This is a genomic window from Reyranella sp., from assembly GCF_965227665.1.
Classification (GTDB): Bacteria; Pseudomonadota; Alphaproteobacteria; order Reyranellales; family Reyranellaceae; genus Reyranella.
In genome coordinates this window covers 5,572,428-5,590,015 of record NZ_OZ245767.1, presented here as the reverse complement: position 1 = coordinate 5,590,015, position 17,588 = coordinate 5,572,428, and the positions used below count along the sequence as shown (strand labels likewise).

At 66.0% G+C, this 17,588-nt stretch carries 19 protein-coding genes; 10 read left to right on the top strand and 9 right to left on the bottom strand.

Annotation, left to right across the window (positions count from 1 at the left end):
• Positions 1–10: 10 nt before the first annotated feature.
• Both ACO07I_RS27075 and ACO07I_RS27070 read right to left on the bottom strand, forming a co-directional pair.
• Entirely contained in the window at positions 11–556 is a 546-nt protein-coding gene (locus tag ACO07I_RS27075) for an AAA family ATPase (RefSeq protein WP_422013001.1), read from the bottom strand.
• A 66-nt stretch (positions 557–622) separates the two neighbouring features.
• A complete protein-coding gene (locus tag ACO07I_RS27070) occupies positions 623–1,597 on the bottom strand; it encodes an NAD-dependent epimerase/dehydratase family protein (protein ID WP_422012999.1) in 975 nt (324 codons plus the stop codon).
• A 173-nt stretch (positions 1,598–1,770) separates the two neighbouring features.
• Here ACO07I_RS27070 and ACO07I_RS27065 point away from each other — a divergent pair, with 173 nt between their 5' ends.
• The 3 genes from ACO07I_RS27065 to ACO07I_RS27055 all read left to right on the top strand — a co-directional run bounded on the left by ACO07I_RS27065 (position 1,771) and on the right by ACO07I_RS27055 (position 6,451).
• Positions 1,771–5,274: an indolepyruvate ferredoxin oxidoreductase family protein gene (locus tag ACO07I_RS27065; protein ID WP_422012997.1), complete on the top strand. Its 3,504-nt coding sequence runs from the start codon at positions 1,771–1,773 to the stop codon at positions 5,272–5,274.
• 143 nt (positions 5,275–5,417) lie between these two features.
• Entirely contained in the window at positions 5,418–5,942 is a 525-nt protein-coding gene (locus ACO07I_RS27060; protein ID WP_422012995.1) for a hypothetical protein, read from the top strand.
• 17 nt (positions 5,943–5,959) lie between these two features.
• On the top strand, positions 5,960–6,451 hold the full coding sequence (locus ACO07I_RS27055; RefSeq protein WP_422012993.1) for a hypothetical protein: 492 nt from the start codon (positions 5,960–5,962) through the stop codon (positions 6,449–6,451).
• Here ACO07I_RS27055 and ACO07I_RS27050 read toward each other — a convergent pair.
• Together ACO07I_RS27050 and ACO07I_RS27045 are read right to left on the bottom strand one after the other, a co-directional pair.
• A complete protein-coding gene (locus ACO07I_RS27050; RefSeq protein ID WP_422012991.1) occupies positions 6,360–6,800 on the bottom strand; it encodes a FitA-like ribbon-helix-helix domain-containing protein in 441 nt (146 codons plus the stop codon). The two genes, ACO07I_RS27055 and ACO07I_RS27050, sit on opposite strands and share 92 nt — an antisense overlap.
• Before the next feature lie 218 nt (positions 6,801–7,018).
• Entirely contained in the window at positions 7,019–7,543 is a 525-nt protein-coding gene (locus ACO07I_RS27045) for a GNAT family N-acetyltransferase (RefSeq protein WP_422012989.1), read from the bottom strand.
• A gap of 115 nt (positions 7,544–7,658) precedes the next feature.
• Here ACO07I_RS27045 and ACO07I_RS27040 point away from each other — a divergent pair, with 115 nt between their 5' ends.
• Both ACO07I_RS27040 and ACO07I_RS27035 read left to right on the top strand, forming a co-directional pair.
• Positions 7,659–8,888 carry an LLM class flavin-dependent oxidoreductase gene (locus tag ACO07I_RS27040; protein ID WP_422012987.1) on the top strand — a complete coding sequence of 410 codons (1,230 nt, stop codon included), beginning with the start codon at positions 7,659–7,661 and terminating at the stop codon, positions 8,886–8,888.
• A 53-nt stretch (positions 8,889–8,941) separates the two neighbouring features.
• On the top strand, positions 8,942–10,237 hold the full coding sequence (locus tag ACO07I_RS27035) for a hypothetical protein (RefSeq protein ID WP_422012985.1): 1,296 nt from the start codon (positions 8,942–8,944) through the stop codon (positions 10,235–10,237).
• On the opposite strand, the gene ACO07I_RS27030 is transcribed toward ACO07I_RS27035, so the two are convergent.
• A complete protein-coding gene (locus ACO07I_RS27030) occupies positions 10,220–10,384 on the bottom strand; it encodes an Lrp/AsnC ligand binding domain-containing protein (RefSeq protein WP_422012983.1) in 165 nt (54 codons plus the stop codon). The genes ACO07I_RS27035 and ACO07I_RS27030 overlap by 18 nt on opposite strands.
• Here ACO07I_RS27030 and ACO07I_RS27025 point away from each other — a divergent pair.
• The 3 genes from ACO07I_RS27025 to ACO07I_RS27015 all read left to right on the top strand — a co-directional run bounded on the left by ACO07I_RS27025 (position 10,383) and on the right by ACO07I_RS27015 (position 11,601).
• Positions 10,383–10,709: a nuclear transport factor 2 family protein gene (locus ACO07I_RS27025; RefSeq protein ID WP_422012981.1), complete on the top strand. Its 327-nt coding sequence runs from the start codon at positions 10,383–10,385 to the stop codon at positions 10,707–10,709. The genes ACO07I_RS27030 and ACO07I_RS27025 overlap by 2 nt on opposite strands.
• A 162-nt stretch (positions 10,710–10,871) precedes the next feature.
• Positions 10,872–11,147 (top strand): hypothetical protein, encoded by a 276-nt coding sequence (locus ACO07I_RS27020; protein WP_422012979.1) that lies wholly within the window; start codon positions 10,872–10,874, stop codon positions 11,145–11,147.
• A 91-nt stretch (positions 11,148–11,238) separates the two neighbouring features.
• Entirely contained in the window at positions 11,239–11,601 is a 363-nt protein-coding gene (locus ACO07I_RS27015) for a PRC-barrel domain-containing protein (RefSeq protein WP_422012977.1), read from the top strand.
• 57 nt (positions 11,602–11,658) lie between these two features.
• Here the strand turns inward: ACO07I_RS27015 and ACO07I_RS27010 are convergent, their stop codons facing one another.
• Positions 11,659–12,075 (bottom strand): hypothetical protein, encoded by a 417-nt coding sequence (locus tag ACO07I_RS27010; protein ID WP_422012975.1) that lies wholly within the window; start codon positions 12,073–12,075, stop codon positions 11,659–11,661.
• A gap of 97 nt (positions 12,076–12,172) precedes the next feature.
• On the opposite strand from ACO07I_RS27010, the gene ACO07I_RS27005 reads away from it, so the two are divergent.
• Positions 12,173–13,480: a hypothetical protein gene (locus tag ACO07I_RS27005; RefSeq protein WP_422012973.1), complete on the top strand. Its 1,308-nt coding sequence runs from the start codon at positions 12,173–12,175 to the stop codon at positions 13,478–13,480.
• Here ACO07I_RS27005 and ACO07I_RS27000 read toward each other — a convergent pair.
• From ACO07I_RS27000 to alaS, 3 genes are read right to left on the bottom strand one after another with little or no spacing between them, the layout of a single operon-like run.
• Positions 13,470–13,760 (bottom strand): hypothetical protein, encoded by a 291-nt coding sequence (locus ACO07I_RS27000; RefSeq protein WP_422012971.1) that lies wholly within the window; start codon positions 13,758–13,760, stop codon positions 13,470–13,472. The genes ACO07I_RS27005 and ACO07I_RS27000 overlap by 11 nt on opposite strands.
• A 1-nt stretch (position 13,761) precedes the next feature.
• Complete coding sequence (locus ACO07I_RS26995; protein ID WP_422012969.1) at positions 13,762–14,106, bottom strand: hypothetical protein; 345 nt, start codon at positions 14,104–14,106, stop codon at positions 13,762–13,764.
• Positions 14,103–16,772 (bottom strand): alanine--tRNA ligase, encoded by a 2,670-nt coding sequence (gene alaS, locus ACO07I_RS26990; protein WP_422012967.1) that lies wholly within the window; start codon positions 16,770–16,772, stop codon positions 14,103–14,105. Before alaS ends, ACO07I_RS26995 begins: the two co-directional genes overlap by 4 nt.
• A gap of 98 nt (positions 16,773–16,870) precedes the next feature.
• Between alaS and ACO07I_RS26985 the strand changes: the two genes are divergently transcribed.
• The gene (locus tag ACO07I_RS26985) at positions 16,871–17,527 is read left to right on the top strand and encodes a YkgJ family cysteine cluster protein (RefSeq protein WP_422012965.1); all 657 of its coding nucleotides are present in this window, start codon (positions 16,871–16,873) and stop codon (positions 17,525–17,527) included.
• Positions 17,528–17,588: the final 61 nt, after the last annotated feature.

Sequence of the window (17,588 nt, the reverse complement as noted above, 5' to 3'; positions counted from 1 at the left end):
CGCCGCGTGCCTAGGGGAATGGGACCTCGACACACCGGCGGATTTCAGCCACCCGGTCTAACACGCTTCCCGGATCGATGGAGACCAGCTCGAAGCCATGCGCGCGATAGATGCGCTCATGGACCGCCTCGAAGCGCCGTGCGTCCTCCAGGCCGATCCGCCGTGCCGCCGTGGCCTCGATGAACCCCATCAGCCGCACGAAGAGAACGCGGCGGTCGTAGAAGCCGGATCCCTTCAGCTCTTCGATCTCCCTACGCAGCGGGTCGGACAGCGGATGACCGAGGAACGTCGCCAGGGCCTCGGTGCAGAAGGCCGACCGGTCGTGGAACTGGACCTCTCCCGTCGCCGCCAGGCGCCTCTGCCGCTGCAGCGCCACGATCCGGTCGATGAATCCTGGATCGGTCCAGGGTTCGGCGACGCCCTTGGCCTGTTCGAGGGCGATGACGTCCGTCGCCGCCTCCTCGACCACGGCGAAACCGTCGACCTCGAGCTGCCGCACCACCGCCGTCTTCCCCGCCCCCGGCGCCCCGGTGAGGATGAACCTGCCCGTCCTCATCCTGTCTTCCTTAATCGCGTGAGGTAAAGGTCCCTCGCTTCTTCAGGGAGCCGAGCTTCGCTCGGCTCAGAGCCGGTTGTATTCCTTGAACCAGTCGACGAAGAGCGGGATGCCCCGGTCGACGGTCACCTTGGGGGACCAGCCGAAATCGCGGGTCGTGGCGTCGATGTCGGCGGCGGTTTCCGGCATGTCGCCGGGCTCCCCCGGCTTGAGCTCGATGACGGCCTTGCGGCCCAGCGCCTTCTCGAACAGCGCGATGATGTCGAGGATTTCCTCGCTGCGCGACCCGCCGAGATTGTAGAGCCGGTGGCCGGCGGTCGCGGGCGGCCGGTCGAGCGCCGCCAGGGTACCGGCCGCGATGTCGTCGATGTAGGTGAAGTCGCGCTTCAGCTTGCCATGGTGATAGAGCGGAATCGTGCGCCCCTCGTGGATCGCCCGGGCAAAGATATAGGGCGACATGTCGGGCCGCCCCCACGGCCCGTAGACCGTGAAGAAGCGCAGGCCGGTCGCCTTGAGCCCGTACTGGTGCACGTAGGTCTCGGTCATCAGCTCGCCGGACCGCTTGGTCGCGGCATAGAGCGAGACCGGATGGTCGACCCGGTCCTCCACCGCGAAGGGAATCTTGTCGTTGCCGCCATAAACCGACGACGACGAGGCATAGACCAGATGGCGGAGCCGCGATCCCAGCCGGCGCGCCAGCTCCAGCACGACGAGATGCCCCATCACGTTGGTCTGCACGTAGATGTAGGGATCGATCTGCGAATGGCGGATACCCGGCTGCGCCGCCAGATGGACGATCCGGTCCACGCCCTCCGGCCTGTCGGCCAGCCCCAGCATCGTCTCGCGGTTCGCGATGTCGCCCTCGATGAAGGTGAAGCCGGGCGTCTCGCGCAACGGCTTCAACCGGGCGAACTTCAGCACCGGGTCGTAATAATCGCTGAAATTGTCGATCCCGACGACCCGATCCCCGCGCGCGAGCAGGGCCCGGGCGACGTGGGAGCCGACGAACCCGGCGACACCTGTAACAAGGACTGAAGTCATGGCGGCGGACGCTTACAACATTTCACACCAGGGTGACACCGTGAAACGCCAAAGGGTTGTTGCCGGTCCGGCCTGACCTAAACCATCGTTTTTCAGGCGCCGTCGCCTTCCGCATTGCCTGCCGCGTGCAAACGTCGCTACCGTGCCCATATTGAAATGTCAGGGAGGTTGCCATGCCCCTCGCGGTGACCCTAGACGACAAGTACGTTCTCGAACGCGGACGCGTATATCTGACCGGGACGCAGGCGCTGGTGCGCCTGCCCATGATGCAGCGCCAGCGCGACCTCGCGGCCGGCCTGAACACCGGCGGCTACATTTCCGGCTATCGCGGCTCCCCGCTGGGCGGCTTCGACCAGGCGCTGTGGCAGGCCAAGAAGTTCATCAAGAAGAGCCATATCGAGTTCCAGCCCGGGACCAACGAGGACCTGGCCGCCACCGCCCTGTGGGGCACCCAGCAGATCCACCTCTACCCCGGCGCGCGCTACGACGGCGTGTTCGGCATGTGGTACGGCAAGGGGCCCGGCGTGGACCGCTCCGGCGACGTCTTCAAGCACGCCAACTATGCCGGCACCTCCAAGCACGGCGGCGTCGTGGCCCTCGCGGGCGACGACCACATGGCGAAATCCTCCACCGTCGCCCATCAGAGCGAGCCCGCCTTCATGTCGGCCGGCATGCCGGTCATTCACCCTGCCGGCGTCCAGGAATATCTCGACTGGGGCCTGCACGCCTTCGCGATGTCGCGCTATTCGGGCCTCTGGGTGGCGTTCAAGGTCCTGAGCGAGACGGTCGACAGCTCGGCCTCGGTCTACATCGACCCGCACCGGGTCGAGATCCACACCCCCACCGATTTCGTCCTGCCGCCCGACGGCGTGCACATCCGCTGGCCCGACGACTGGCTGGGCCAGGAGCGCCGCGTCGTCACCATCAAGCAGCCCGCCGCGCTGGCCTACTGGCGCGCCAACAAGCTCGACCGGCTGATGCTCGGCCGGCCCGACGCCCGCTTCGGCATCGTCACCGTCGGCAAATCCTATCTCGACGTGCGCCAGGCGCTGGACGAGCTGGGGATCGAGGACGCCGAAGCCGAGCGCCTGGGCCTCGCCATCTACAAGGTCGGCATGGTCTGGCCGCTGGAGACCGAGGGCGCCATCGCCTTCGCCGCCGGCAAGCGCGAGATCCTCGTCATCGAGGAGAAGCGCAACCTGATCGAGCAGCAGCTCAAGCACGCGCTGTTCAACGCCCCGTCCGACCGCCGCCCCGTCGTGGTCGGCAAGACCGACGAGCGCGGCCAGATGCTGCTCAAGACCGACGGCGAGCTGACGCCCTTCGAGATCGCCTCGGCCATCGTCGCCCGCTTCGGCCTCGACTCGTTCAGCAGCCGTACCAAGGAGCGCTTCGAGGCGCTGAAGCGCCGCGCCGGTCGCCAGGTGCGCAACGAGACCGGCCTCGCCCGCGTCCCCTATTTCTGCTCCGGCTGCCCGCACAACAGCTCGACCAAGGTGCCCGACGGCTCAATGGCGATGGCCGGCATCGGCTGCCATACGCTGGCCATCGGCATGGAGCGCAACACCAAGACCTTCACCCACATGGGCGCCGAGGGCGCACCGTGGGTCGGCGCCAGCCACTTCACCGACATGCCGCACGTCTTCCAGAACCTGGGCGACGGCACCTACTTCCATTCCGGCTATCTCGCGATCCGTCACGCGGTCGCGACCAACACCACCATCACCTACAAGATCCTCTACAACGACGCCGTCGCCATGACCGGCGGCCAGCCGCACGACGGCAACGTCCATCCCTGGACGATCAGCCAGCAGGTCCATGCCGAGGGCGTGCGCCGCATCGCGCTGGTGAGCGACGAGCCGGACAAGTACCCGGTCGGCACGCCCTGGGCGCCCGGTGTCACCTTCCATCACCGCGACCAGCTCGACGAGGTCCAGCGCGAGCTGCGCGAGGTCAAGGGCGTCTCGGTCCTGATCTACGACCAGACCTGCGCCGCCGAGAAGCGCCGGCGCCGCAAGCGCGGCACCTTCCCCGATCCCAACAAGCGCCTCTTCATCAACGAGGCGGTGTGCGAGGGCTGCGGCGACTGTTCCGTGAAGTCGAACTGCCTCTCGGTCGTGCCGGTCGAGACCGAGTTCGGCCGCAAGCGCGCCATCGACCAGTCGTCCTGCAACAAGGACTTCTCCTGCCAGAACGGCTTCTGCCCCTCCTTCGTGAGCGTCGAGGGCGGCACGCTGAAGAAGGGCAAGGCGGTGACCGCGAAGAAGGGCGAAGCCGCTACTGCAACGCAGGAGCCGGAGATGCCGGCCGCGCCGACGCTGCCGTCGGTCGAGGACAAGCCCTACGGCGTCCTCATCACCGGCATCGGTGGCACCGGTGTCGTCACCATCGGCGCCATCATGGGCATGGCCGCCCATATCGAGGGCAAGGGCGCGACCGTGCTCGACCAGCTCGGCATGGCACAGAAGGGCGGCGCGGTGATCAGCCATGTCCGCATCGGCGCCACCCCAGAGGCGCTGCACGCCGTGCGCCTGGCCGCCGGCGGCGCCAACGTGCTTTTAGGCTGCGATCTGGTCGTCAGCGCCAGCCCCAACGCGCTGGCAGCCCTGGAGCCCGGCGTCTCGCGCGCCGTCGTCAACACGCACGAGACCATCACCGGCGAGTTCACGCGCCACCCCGACCTCGCCTTCCCGGCCAACACGCTGAAGCTCTCGGTCGAGGCCGCGGCCGGCGCCGACGGAGTCGACTTCCTCGACGCCACCGGCATCGCCACCGCGCTGATGGGCGATTCGATCGCGACCAACATGTTCGTGCTGGGCTACGCCTACCAGAAGGGCCTGATCCCGCTCGCCCACGAAACCATCGAGCGCGCCATCGAACTGAACGGCGCTGCCGTGCCGATGAACCTGGCGGCCTTCCGCTGGGGCCGCCGCGCCGCCGCCGACCGCGCCGCGGTCGAAAAGCTGGTGGCGCCCAAGACGACCAAGGCCAACGTCGTCGCCTTCACGCGCACGCAGCCCAAGACGCTCGACGAGATCGTGGCCTCGCGCACGAAGCACCTGACCGGCTACCAGAACCCGGCGCTGGCCCAGCGCTACAAAGCGCTGGTCGACAAGGTGCGCGCTGCCGAGACGAAGATCGGCCAAACGGGCCTCGCGGAGGCCGTCGCGCTCTATTACGCGAAGCTCCTGTCCTACAAGGATGAGTACGAGGTCGCCCGCCTCTACAGCGAGACCGCCTTCCAGGCCGGCCTCAGCAAGCAGTTCGACGGCGACTACAAGCTCAAGTTCCACCTCGCCCCGCCGCTCTTCTCCAGCCGCGACCCGCAGACCGGCCAGCTGATCAAGCAGGAGTTCGGCGCCTGGATGCTCCCGGCCTTCCGCATGCTGGCGAAGCTCAAGGGCCTGCGCGGCACCAGGTTCGACGTCTTCGGCTACACCGAGGAACGCAAGACCGAGCGCCGCCTGATCGCCGAGTACGAAGCGCTGATCGACGAGCTGCTGGCCGGCCTGTCAGCCCAGAACCACGCGCTCGCCATCAAGCTCGCCTCCATCCCCGACGACATCCGCGGCTACGGCCACGTGAAGGACGCGCACCTGGAGAAGGCCAAGAAGAAGGAAGCCGACTTGCTCCACCAGTGGCGCAACCCGGAGGCGATGAAGGCGGCGGCGGAGTAGCGGCAAAGACGCTAATCCTCGCGCGCCACTCAAGGTAGCGCTGGCAATCCGACTCCTCCCATGCGAGCATTCGCCCAACAATGGACTGCGTGGGCGGGAGTGCGATGCGGCGAGCGTTGGGGCGTGCTTTTTTCGGAATGTTGGTGGTCGGGTTGCTGGTCGGGTGTTCGCCACCCGTACAGGTCGGTGCAAGCAATCGCGAACCTTCGTACCAGGGCAAGATCACGCGCGTACTCGTAGTGACCTCGCTTCGCGCGCCCGGTCTGAACGCCACTCAAAACGAAGGTTTCGTGAGGGCATCCGAGATCAGGCAGAGCCTCAACGCGACATGGAGTCCGCTGGGCGTTGCCCTCGAAGTCATCGATATGGACCCCAGTCCGGGCATGCCCGAGCAACGAACCCAATTCGCGCCCCAGCAAATCCTGACCCTGGCCGTCGAGGGCTATACGCTCTACCAAAGGGTCGTCGACTCCTACGCCGTCGATGCCAGCCTCTACGAAGTCTCGACAGGGAAACGCGTCTGGCGAGGCAAGGTGTATTTCCGCGGCATGGAAGACAGCGGCCGTATTCGGCACAACGGCTTCGGCGGAGCGATCTCGCACCAGAACGATGCCGACGACCTCGTCCGGGAGCTGACGGCAAAACTCAAAGCCGACAAGCTTCTGTAGGTCGGGAAGGCGCAATCATGCAAAGACGAACGTTCCTTGCTACCGCCATTGGCGCATTGGCGACGGCCGGCTGCATGCCTGAAGGAAAGCTGCTGCAGGTCACGGCACCTCCTACGACACCGCCACGCGCCAAGATCGAGCGCGTCCTGATCTGGCTTTCACCGAACATAACCTTGGCTAGCGAAAAACTCGGTGATGCATTCGTAGCCGCCTTCGCGCCGTACAGCGTTCCGGTGAAGGTCGGCCGCGCGTCCGCGCTCGAACTCAATCGCGGTGACGATCAGGCGAAACCGATGACCGAAATCCAGGCGACTCATCGTCTGGAGATCGAGGTCGGCTCCTTCAGATCGGGCGGCGGCATTCCAGCGGAATGGACGCTCGTCGTGTCGCTCTACGCCGGCAAAGACAGACGGCCCCTCATGGCGCTGCAGTATCGGCCCGCTGGCTTCTCCGACAATACAGTGGCAACCGTGGTCGTTCAGAAGCTTCACGAGTACGGATATCTCTGAGTATCTCTGCCAGCGAAACACTGTACCTCGCGCCGACCTCCAGCAGGAGTTCGGCGCCTGAATGCTCCCATTTCAGCGCGATCGAGGCGTCGACAACAATCGTCATCAAGAGTCGCGATCCTCGCGGATGAGTTCGGCCGCTCGGCCTGTGTCCTTCCGGCAGTCCCGGGGCGCAGGCGCGCAGGCGCGCGGCGCGCTTGCGGAACTCGTCGCGGCCGCTCCTCAGGGCCTCTTCCAGTATCAGGCGGTGCTCAGCCTCGACGCTGCGGCCGCTGGCAGCGGCGCGTTCCTCAAGCGCGAGGACCAGGTCTTCGGGACGTCTCGGATCACGAGCTGTGCCGTCCCCCAACGATATTACGTATCATGCGCGGAAATTGCGATCGGCGGGCTATTTTAAGGGGGTCGCGGCGAATAAACGCAATAATCGCAATAAACGAATCATTCGAAATGAGAGTCGCACCCCTGAGACCGGTATCCTGATACCGCTGCCGGGCCGATATTGCCCGCCGGTGCCTGTAAAAACCTGTTCCAACAGCCTGTTGAGCCCCCTGCGCCGGGCCGTCAGCCCTAGCGCATCACCTTCTCGAAGCGGAAGGCCTCACCGTCGCCGGGCAGGTCATCGGGGCTCGGTCGATGCGTGTCCGGGTGATGCCGATTGAAGAACTCGACGATCCTGAAGCCGCACTTGTTGACGTAGAAGTGGATGTTGCGCTTCTCGAAGTAAGGCGTGTGCGTCTGCCACACGAGGGTCTGCGGATACCGCGCCTCGATGGCCTGCCAGGCCGCGTGCCCGATGCCCCTTCCATGACCGCCGAGCGAGATGAAGAAAAGGTCCAGCGAATTGCGTTGCGTGACGTCGTCGATCGTGACGACCGCACCGCCGACCTTCTGGCCGTCGCTCAGGATGCGCAGCGTGACGGCGCCCGGCGCAGCGATCGAGGCGTCGAGGTCTTCGTCCGACGGGATCGGACCATCCGGCAGCGCGCCGAATTCCTCGACGACGGCCACGGCGAACGCTTCCTGCAACTCCCTCTTGAAGGCGGGAAGGTCGGCGGCCTCGGCGACGGCGAGCGTGATCTTATTGCTGGTCATGCCGCGCTTCTAATCCAGGACCGCGCCGATGTCGCTTCATGGAGCGAAATAAGAGGCCGGCCCTCTTGCGGCGGGTCCATTGTCCGTCATGCTCTCCCCAAAAGGAGGGAACGCCATGAAATTCGGCATCTTCTACGAACTGCAGCTGCCCCGTCCGTGGGCGCCCGGCGACGAGCATCGGCTCTATCAGAACGCGCTCGACCAGATCGAGCTGGCCGACCGGCTGGGCTACGACCATGCGTGGCAGGTCGAGCATCACTTCCTCGAAGAGTATTCCCACTCGCCCTCCCCTGAGTCCTTCCTCGCGGCGGCGAGCCAGCGCACCAAGAACATCCGGCTGGGCCACGGCATCTTCCAGGTGACGACCAACCATCCGACGCGCGTCGCCGAGCGCGTCGCCACGCTCGACCTGCTGTCGAACGGGCGCTGCGAGTTCGGGATGGGTGAGAGCGCCTCGATCACCGAGCTCGAGCCGTTCGGCGTCACCATGGAGAACAAGCGCGAGATCTTCGAGGAAGCGGTCCGCGCCATCATGCCGATGTTCAAGGACGGGCCCAGCGAGCATGCGGGCAAGGTCTGGAACATCCCGCTGCGCATGGTCGTGCCGAAGCCGCTGCAGAAGCCGCACCCGCCGCTCTGGGTCGCCTGTTCGCAGCTCCAGACGCTGACCAAGGCCGGCGAATGGGGCATGGGGGCACTCGGCTTCCAGTTCGTCTCGGCCGACGCCGCGCATGCCTGGGTGCACGCCTACTACAACGCCTTCGTGAAGCGGCAGAAGAAGCTCGCCGACTACAAGGCCAACCCGAACATCGCGCTGGTCAGCTTCTTCATGTGCGCCAAGACCGACGAGGAGGCGCGCGCCCGCGCCGACGGCGACACGTTCTTCCAGTTCGCGTTGCGCTTCTACGGCCAGTCGGCCGACCGGCGCCGGCCGGCCGCCGGCACGGTCAACATGTGGGAAGAGTACGAGAAGTGGAAGAAGGCCAACCCGGAGCAGCATGCGGCCTCGCTGCGCGGCGGCCTGATCGGCTCGCCCGACACGATCCGGCGCAAGCTGAAGAAGTTCCAGGAGTCGAACATCGACCAGGTGGTGCTGCTGAACCAGGCCGGCAAGAACCGCCACGAGGACATCTGCGAATCGCTCGAGCTGTTCGCGAAGGAAGTGATGCCGGAGTTCCAGGGCGCCCATCCGGAGCTGCTGAAGTGGAAGGAGCGCGTTCTCAACCGCGACATCGACCTGGCGGAGATCGACACGACCGCCTTCACCGACCGCTACGGCGGCACGATGAAGGGCATCGCGCCGACGACACAGGCGGCCTCGCAGGGCGTCCGCGCCGCCGACTAGGTGTCAGGAGTAGGGTACAATGCGCACCGGTGCCAGGGCGCTGGGGTGAAGCAATGACCGACGGGCTCAATCGCAAGGCTATTGCGATGTTTGTCCAGCTGGCGAAAAGAAGTCCGCCTGGAGCATCAGGCGGACTTTCGTTCCTGCAGTTTGCTCTGGCTGCACTGTTCTGTTTTTTCTCTCCAGAGTCTCATGCCCAGCTCAAGACAGAAGATCTTCTGGAGTTGGCAAAGCCGATCTCGCAACAGATACGAACGCCCAGTCACAATGTCGTCTGGTGCGGGCCGGACACTCTCGTTTCCGCCGTCGTTGTTGGCGAGAGTGCACGAGGTCAACGAACCAACCTGAAGTACACCGACCTGAGAACGAGTCGGACCTGGACTCGAAATCTGGAGGGAGCACGCACCGTGCTTGCCTGTTCGGCGACAGGTGCGAGGATTGTTTCTGTCGAGCCCGTCAGCCTGCGCACCAGCAACGTGGTGTTCGATGACCTCGATGCGAACAGCCAAGTAACGCTTGCCGCTGGGGTTGCCGTTCTAGGCGTCGATTCCAGCGGCCGGAGCTTGGTGGTTGCTGCAAAGGATGCGGAGACCATCGAGTTGGGGGATCTACAGTATTTCGACCTCGAAGGTCCAAGCGGCGACAAACCTCTGAAGCTCTCTGCCCTGCTTCCCTCGCTATCAGAACGCTCAGTCGTCGCGAATGCCGCGGTGAACCACAATCGTGTTGCTCTTCTTTTTTGGCAGCCGACGCGATCCGATGCCCGGATCGTATCCAACGCGGAACTGAAGCTGGCGATGGTGGACACCAGAAGTGGCGCCTCCAGGATTATCGCGACTCCTGCCGTGAGCGCGAGGTGGTACGCGCCTGCCCCTGTCGTCGTTGAGGTGTCGGAGGCTCATGCCGTACTGAGCGGCTGGCTCCCTCACGAGAGTGCTTTCGAGTTCATCAGGTGCAGTTTCAACGTCGAGACCCGGCCCAGCGGCAATGTTTGCGGCCCCGTAACCTCTGTGTTCTTCGATGTGCACGCTCCACCGATGCCCCCCTTGATCAGCGAGCGACTGGTGCTCGCTCTTGGCTCTGGCGGATGCGACTACCTTGTTGCCTCACGACGAGAGGCGACGTGGGAGTATAGCGATACCGCCTGCCTGACCACCCAAACGCCGACTTATGTTGGCGTAGAGCCCGGCATAGAGGCGGTGCTTTCGCCGGACAGGAAAAAGTTGGCGATCATCGCAATACGAATGGGCGATCACGATGCCAACACCGCTCGTCGCCGATTCGTCGAGGACAATACCTGGCTGGTTTTCTCCGTATCCGATTTCATCCGCTCACTTTCCCAACGGTGAAGCCTTCAGGGTCTGGATCGCGATGGTGCTCTTCACCTCGCGGACCAGCGGCAGGTTGAGCAGCTTGCCCACCAGGAAGCGCTGATAGGCATCCAGGTCGGGCACCGTGACTTCCAGCAGGTAGTCGGCCGAACAGGAGGCCGACATGCCCCAGACCGACGAAATCGAGAGCTTCGCCGTCCCCGGCGCCGTCGCCGACACGCTCCAGCGCTATGTCGACGGGGCGCGGACGGGCGACATTGCGCGGCTGCGCCCGGCCTTCGCCGAAGGGGCGCGCGTGAGCGGCAGCGATGGCGGCAAACCCGTCACCTGGAGCCTGCAGGAATTCTGCGAGGCCGTCGCCATCGACGCAGCCGGCGGGGCCGCGATGGCGCGGCTCGAGGCGCTCGACTGGCGCGGCACGCGCTACACGGATTTCTTCGTGATGATCCGTCGCGACAGCAAGGTCTTCCACGCCCACGCGCGGGCGTGAAGGCCGGGCCCGAGGTCGCAGCAAAGTCACAGGAAGCGTCATGCCCTCGCCGCTTCCGTCCGCTAGTTAACCTACAGAACAGAAACCGCACCGGAGATGCGGCCAGTTTATCTTGCCCTGCGGACGGGAATGGGCCTCTAGTTGTTGTGCGAGGGGAAGACGATGTCACGCAGCCTGGATGCTCCACTCAGTCCAAACGAGGAAGTGACGTTGCGCCGGGTCGCCCTCGGCATTTCGCCGATGAAGGACCTCGCCCCGCGCGACCTCATGCGCCTCACATCGCTGTCCCTGATCGAGATCGACGCCGGCGTGCCGCGCCTTACGGAGTTCGGCCGCCAGCGTTATCGCGCCCTGCCCCGTGCCGCCAACGTCAAGGACGTGTCCCTCGAAGCGATGCTGGCCGCGGTCGGCGACAGGCTGCGCAAGACGACGGACTAGGCGGCGACAATGTGAAGTGTTTGCGACCTCCGCAACTGGCCGGGAAGGCCCGCGTTCATCAGGCGACCCTTCCCCCAAGCAGGAGAGAGCCATGACCGATCTGACCCTGACCCCGAAGAACCTGATCGCCGCCGAGCGCGTCACTGGCACCGACGTCTACAATCTGCAGGGCGACAAGCTCGGCACCGTCGAGGACATCATGATCGACAAGGTGAGCGGTCGCGCCATCTATGCCGTGATGTCGTTCGGCGGCTTCCTCGGCATCGGCGAGAAGCACCATCCGCTGCCGTGGTCGACTCTGAAGTACGACGAGCGCCAGGGCGGCTACGTGGTGGCCCTCGACAGGAAGGTCCTGGAAGGCGCCCCGACCTTCGATGAAGCGGAGGATTTCAGCTGGACGCCCGACTACGGCCGCCAGGTCGACAAGTATTACGGCGTCCCGACCAACTGGTAAGGCGGCGCAACACGATGCCAGCCCGTTGCCCCGTCGGGGGCGACTGGCCGGCTCTTTTTAGGGAGTGACCTTCTGGCAGCCGGCACCCTGCCAGCGATAGCCCTGGGCGGAACCCGAGACCATCGTCCATTCGACGATGCAGCTCTGGCGCACCAGGGTCGGCGGAAAGCCGCCCATGGGAATCCAGAGGCCGCCGCCCCACCCCCATCCCCAGCCGCCGAAGCGTTGGTACATCGGAGGCATACCGGGATCGATGTACGACGTATCCCATCGCCATTGCAGGATCTTGCTGCCATCCTCGAGCTGATAGCTGCTGTCGGGAATGCGGCCCATGCTGCCCAGCAGGCCGGCTTCCGGCGCGCCCGCCATGGCGCGAAGCTGATTGTCGAAGGCGGCCTCGCGTTCCGCCCGCGTCTCGCAGCCGGGCAAAAGCGTCAGGAGGGCGAGGACCGCCAGGAGCGGCTTGGCGAACATCCTCATATTCTAGCGCGCTACGGCTTGGCTTTCACGTCCCGGTCGTAGATGTTGTCCGCGGGCGGACCGAAGAGTCCGCAGGGGATGCGGAGAACGGATGGGATCGGCGCTGAGGTGGCTCGCCTTCGCGATTTGCGTGGCGGGGTTGGTGCTGGGTCAGTTCGGACGCACGTTCGAGGATGTGCGACGCTACGGCCATCTCTCCGACATCCTGCAGTCCGAGTGGGCTGCAACCAACATCTGGCTCGACAGCACGGAATGCACGGTGTCCCGCGGCGTCTGGCTGGCGGTCTGCGAGGATGGCCGCCTCATCCCGATCTCCGAACGTGCGATCGCCGACGATCCTGGCCACGCGCTGCTGCTCAGCGCCTGGGCGGCGATGACAGGCGAGCCTGCCACTCTGGTCGACGTCGCGCGGCTCAACACGCTCATCAATACGATCGGCCTCGTGGCCCTGGCGGCGCTCTTGTTCTCGCTGCGGGCCTGGATCACCTCGCTCGTGCTGTTGGTGCGGGGGCCGATCGAGTTCCTGGGCTGGATGGGCACCTCTCCCCACTGGGCCTTCATCGGCACGGTGAGTCTGGCCGGCATCCTGCCGCTGGCGATCCTGACCCGCAGCAACCGCGCCTGGATCGCGGGCGGGATCGCGGCCCTGGCCGTGGTCACGCTGGTCCGCGAATCGATCGGCTTGATGGGTTTCGCCCTCACGCTCGGCGCACTGGCGGTCATGGCACTGCAGCGGCCGCGACCGGCTCGTCTCCTGCCTCGCCTGGCGCTCATGGTCGTGCTCGCGACGGGCGCGCTGCTTGCTCCCAAATGGGCCACGATGGCGCGCGATGCGGCCTTTCCGGTGGCACCCGCCGAACGGCTGCAGACTCACGGCCTGTCGCATACGCTTTATCTCGGCCTCGGATTCGTCGAGAACAAGTGGGGCATCCGCTACCAAGACGAGTATGGCGCGGACCTGGCCACCCGGGCCGGGATCATCTACTGCTCGCCCGAGTATTTCCGCATGATGTGGAAGCTCTACCTCGGACGCATCGTCGAGGACCCGGTTGAAGTCGCGCGCATCTACTGGGAGAAGGCGCTGCAGTTGCTTACCGCGCGGACGATGCAGCCCGGCCCACCCTTCGGGATCGTCCTGGCGATCGGTCTGGTGCACCTGCTGGCGGCCACAGGGTTCGGCCTCTGGCGTCGCGTGGGCTTCCCACAGGGCCTGCCGATCGAGGCGGTGTCGGTCGCGTTCCTCGGCCTCTTCCTCGCCCAGGCGATCCTGGCCTTGCCCAGCCACATGTATGCCGTGCCGGTGAACGCCTTCATCCTGGTGCTGTTCGGCGCGATCATCGAGTTCGTCGTGCGCGGGCTGTGGACGCTGGCCGCGCGCCACCGCCGGGTTACGGGGTAGCGCCCAGGTACTTCTTGCACTCGTAGGTGAGCTGATTGGTCCGCTGTTCCTCGCACGGCTTCTGCCGCTCGATCATCAGGGCGATCACGTAGAAGGCGAAGACGCCCAGGATCCAGATCGTGATCGACCAGCCCATGGCGCTGTCCAGCCGCCGATGAAAGGCGGGCGTGGCGCGCGACGGTGCCGCCACCGAGACGGTGCCCCGCAGCAGCAGGATCGTGAGGGGAAAGCTCGCCGCGCCGCAGGCCAGGTAGAGCAGAAAAACGTCGAGGACGCTCATCTCACCAGGACAGTTTGGGCATGGGAATCGGCCCGTTCTGCTTCGGGGCCCAGCCGCGGGCTTCCATGCACCGCGCCATCAGGCGCTCGTAATTGTACTTGTACCCCTGGTTGGCCATGTCGGAGTACAGCTCCTGCTGGCCGAAGCGCTCGCGCTCGCCCGAGAAGATCGCGCGGCGCTGGTCGTCGATGTCGCGGTCCTGCTGGGTCCTCGCGCGGACCTGGGTCCGGCACTGCGACTGGTCCTTGGTGAACTGCTCGGCGTCGCTGCCTTCCTTGCTGAAGTCCCGCGGCGCACAGGCCGACATCGCCGCCGCCGCCAGAACGAGGGCGATCGCGAGCTTCATGGGGTACCGGCCAGGGCCGCCTCGATGGCCTTCAACGCGTCGGACGCCTTGGCCCCGTCGGGACCGCCGCCCTGCGCCATGTCGGGCCGGCCACCGCCGCCCTTGCCGCCCAGCGCGGCCACGCCCGCCTTCACCAGCTCGACCGCGCTGTGCGTCTTGGCGAGATCCTCGGTGACTCCCACCACGGCAGAGGCCTTGCCGTCCTCGACGCCGATCAAGGCCACAACACCCGAGCCCAGCTTCTTCTTGAACTCGTCGGCCATGCCCTTGAGGTCCTTGCCCGGCACGCCGTTCAGCACGCGACCGATCAGCTTGATCCCGCCGACATCGCGCACTTCGTCGGCCGCGGACCCGCCGCCCGAACCGCCGCCGGCCAGGGCCAGCGACTTGCGCGCATCCGACAGTTCGCGCTCGATCTTCTTCTGGCCCTCGACCAGCGCCGCCAGACGAGCCGGCAGATCCTCGGGCCGTACCTTCAAGGTCGCCGCGGCTTCGGCCAGCAGATCGGCCTGGTGGCGGACATGCGCCTCGGCCGCATTGCCGGCCAGCGCCTCGATGCGGCGGACGCCGGCCGCAACCGCGCCCTCGCCCACGATCTTGAACAGGCCGATGTCGCCGGTCCGCCTTGCATGCGTGCCGCCGCACAGCTCGACGGAATATTTCTCGCCGCCCGGGACGTCGGCATCGCCGCCCATCGTGAGCACGCGCACCTCGTCGCCATACTTCTCGCCGAACAGCGCCATGGCGCCGGCGGCGATGGCCTCGTCCGGGGTCATGAGACGCGTCTCGACAGCCGAATTGTGGCGGATGCGGTCGTTCACCTCGTCCTCGATGCGGCGCAGCTCCTCGGCCGAGATCGCCTTGGTGTGGCTGATGTCGAAGCGCAACCGGTCGGGCGCCACCAGCGAGCCCTTCTGTGTGACGTGCTTGCCGAGATGGCGGCGCAGCGCCTCGTGCAGCAGGTGGGTCGCCGAATGATGAGCGCGCAGCTGGGCGCGGCGGATCGGGTCGATGGTCATGACCAGATCGTCGCCGACCTTGAGCTCGCCTTTCTCGACCGTGGTGTGATGGGCATGCAGATCGCCCACCATCTTCTGGACGTCGGCGACCGACGCTTCGTTGGCGCCGCTCACCAGACGGCCGGCATCGCCCTGCTGGCCGCCCGACTCAGCATAGAACGGCGTCTGGTTGGTCACGATCCAGCCGGTCTGGCCGGCCTTCAGGGCCTGGACTTCCCTGCCGTCGAGCAGGATGGCCTTGATCTGGCCCTCGGCGCGCTCGGTGTCGTAGCCCAGGAATTCGGTGGCGCCAGCCTTCTGGCGGACGTCGAACCAGATCGCCTGGTCCGCGGTTTCGCCGGAGCCAGCCCAGGCCGCCCGCGCCTTGGCGCGCTGCTCGTCCATCGACTTCTCGAAGCCGTCGGTGTCAACCTTGATGTCGCGCGCGCGCAGCACGTCCTGCGTGAGATCGAGCGGGAAGCCGAACGTGTCGTAGAGCTTGAACGCGACCTCGCCCTTGAGCGTGCCGCCGGCCGTCAGCTCCTTCGTCTCGTCCTCGAGCAGCTTCAGGCCGGTGCCCAGCGTCTTCTTGAAGCGCGTCTCCTCGAGCTTCAGCGTCTCGGTGATCAGCGGCTGGGCGCGCGACAGTTCGGGATAGGCATCGCCCATCTCGCGCACCAGGGTCGGCACCAGCTTGAACACCACGGGGTCCTGCGCGCCGAGGATATGGGCATGGCGCATGGCGCGGCGCATGATGCGGCGCAGCACGTAGCCACGGCCCTCGTTCGACGGCAGCACGCCGTCGGCGATCAGGAAGGAGGTCGCGCGCAGGTGATCGGCGATGACCTTGTGCGACGCGCCCTGCTTGCCGTCCGGATCGACGCCGGTCTCGTGCGCCACCGCCTCGATCAGGGCGCGGAACAGGTCGATGTCGTAGTTGTTGTGCTTGTGTTGCAGAACGGCCGCGAGACGCTCGAGGCCCATGCCGGTGTCGATCGACGGCTTGGGCAGTGCGACGCGCTCTTCCTTGGTCACCTGCTCGAACTGCATGAAGACCAGGTTCCAGATCTCGATGAACCGGTCGCCGTCCTGCTCGGGGCTGCCCGGCGGGCCGCCGGGGATGCCCTCGCCATGATCGTAGAAAATCTCCGAACACGGGCCGCAGGGGCCGGTGTCGCCCATCGCCCAGAAATTGTCCGACGTCGGGATGCGGATGATCTTGTCGTCCGAGAGGCCCGCGATCTTCTTCCAGTGGCCGGCCGCCTCGTCGTCGGTGTGGAACACCGTGACCAGCAGCTTCTCCTTGGGCAGGCCGTAATCCTTCGTCAGAAGGTTCCAGGCCAGCTCGATCGCGTGCTCCTTGAAGTAGTCGCCGAACGAGAAGTTGCCCAGCATCTCGAAGAAGGTGTGATGGCGGGCGGTGTAGCCCACGTTCTCGAGGTCGTTGTGCTTGCCGCCGGCGCGGACGCACTTCTGAGAGGTCGAAGCCCGCGAGTAGGAGCGCGTCTCCAGGCCGGTGAAGACGTTCTTGAACTGCACCATGCCGGCGTTCGTGAACATCAGCGTCGGGTCGTTGCGCGGCACCAGAGGGCTCGACTCAACGACTTCGTGGCCGTTCTTGCGGAAGTACTCTAGGAAGGTACGACGGATTTCGCTGACGCTTTGCATGCCGGCCTTGTAGCGTGCGCCAGCCCGTCAAGTCCAGAACAGGGAACCCAGGGGAAATGGCCGCCGAGGCCCATTCTACCGCCACTCTTCGCCTCTCCGTGGGCGACCTCCGGATCGTCCATCCGATCACCGTACCGAGCGGGCCGGTGCCGGCGGCGGACGTCGTGCCGGCTCTGCAGGGGCTGGTGAACGCCGTGGTTTCGGCCGCCGAGGCCGGCAAGGCCATCTCCTGCCGCAAGGGGTGCGGGGCCTGCTGCCGCCAGCTCGTGCCGATCTCGCGCACGGAGGCTGAACGCCTGCTGTCGACAGTGGCGGCCCTGCCGGCGGAGCGGCGTGCCGTGCTGGACGGCCGTTTCGCCGCCGCCGAGGCTGCCCTCGCCGCGGCCGACCTCAAGGAACGCAAGGGGCGCCCCGACCGGGAGCTGTCGACCGCCTATTTCGCGCTGGGCATCCCCTGCCCGTTCCTCGAGGAGGAGAGCTGCTCCATTCATCCAGACAGGCCGCTGGTGTGCCGCGAATATCTCGTCACCTCGCCGGCCGAACTGTGTGCTGGGCCCGAACAGGAAGGCGTGACGCCCGTGCCGGTTCCCAAGGTCTCGCTGGCGGCTCGCGGTCTGCAGGACGAGCGCGAGGAGTGGTTTCCGCTGGCGCTGCTGATGGATTGGGCGAAACGCCGGCCCAAGGTCGGTGCCCGGCGAACGGGGCCGGAGTGGATCCAGCGGTTCCTGAAGGGGATGTCCACCAGGCGCCCTTGAAAGGGTTTGTGTCGGCGCTCGTGTCTATTCTGAACCCTGCGGGCTCTCGCGCCTCGCGGCT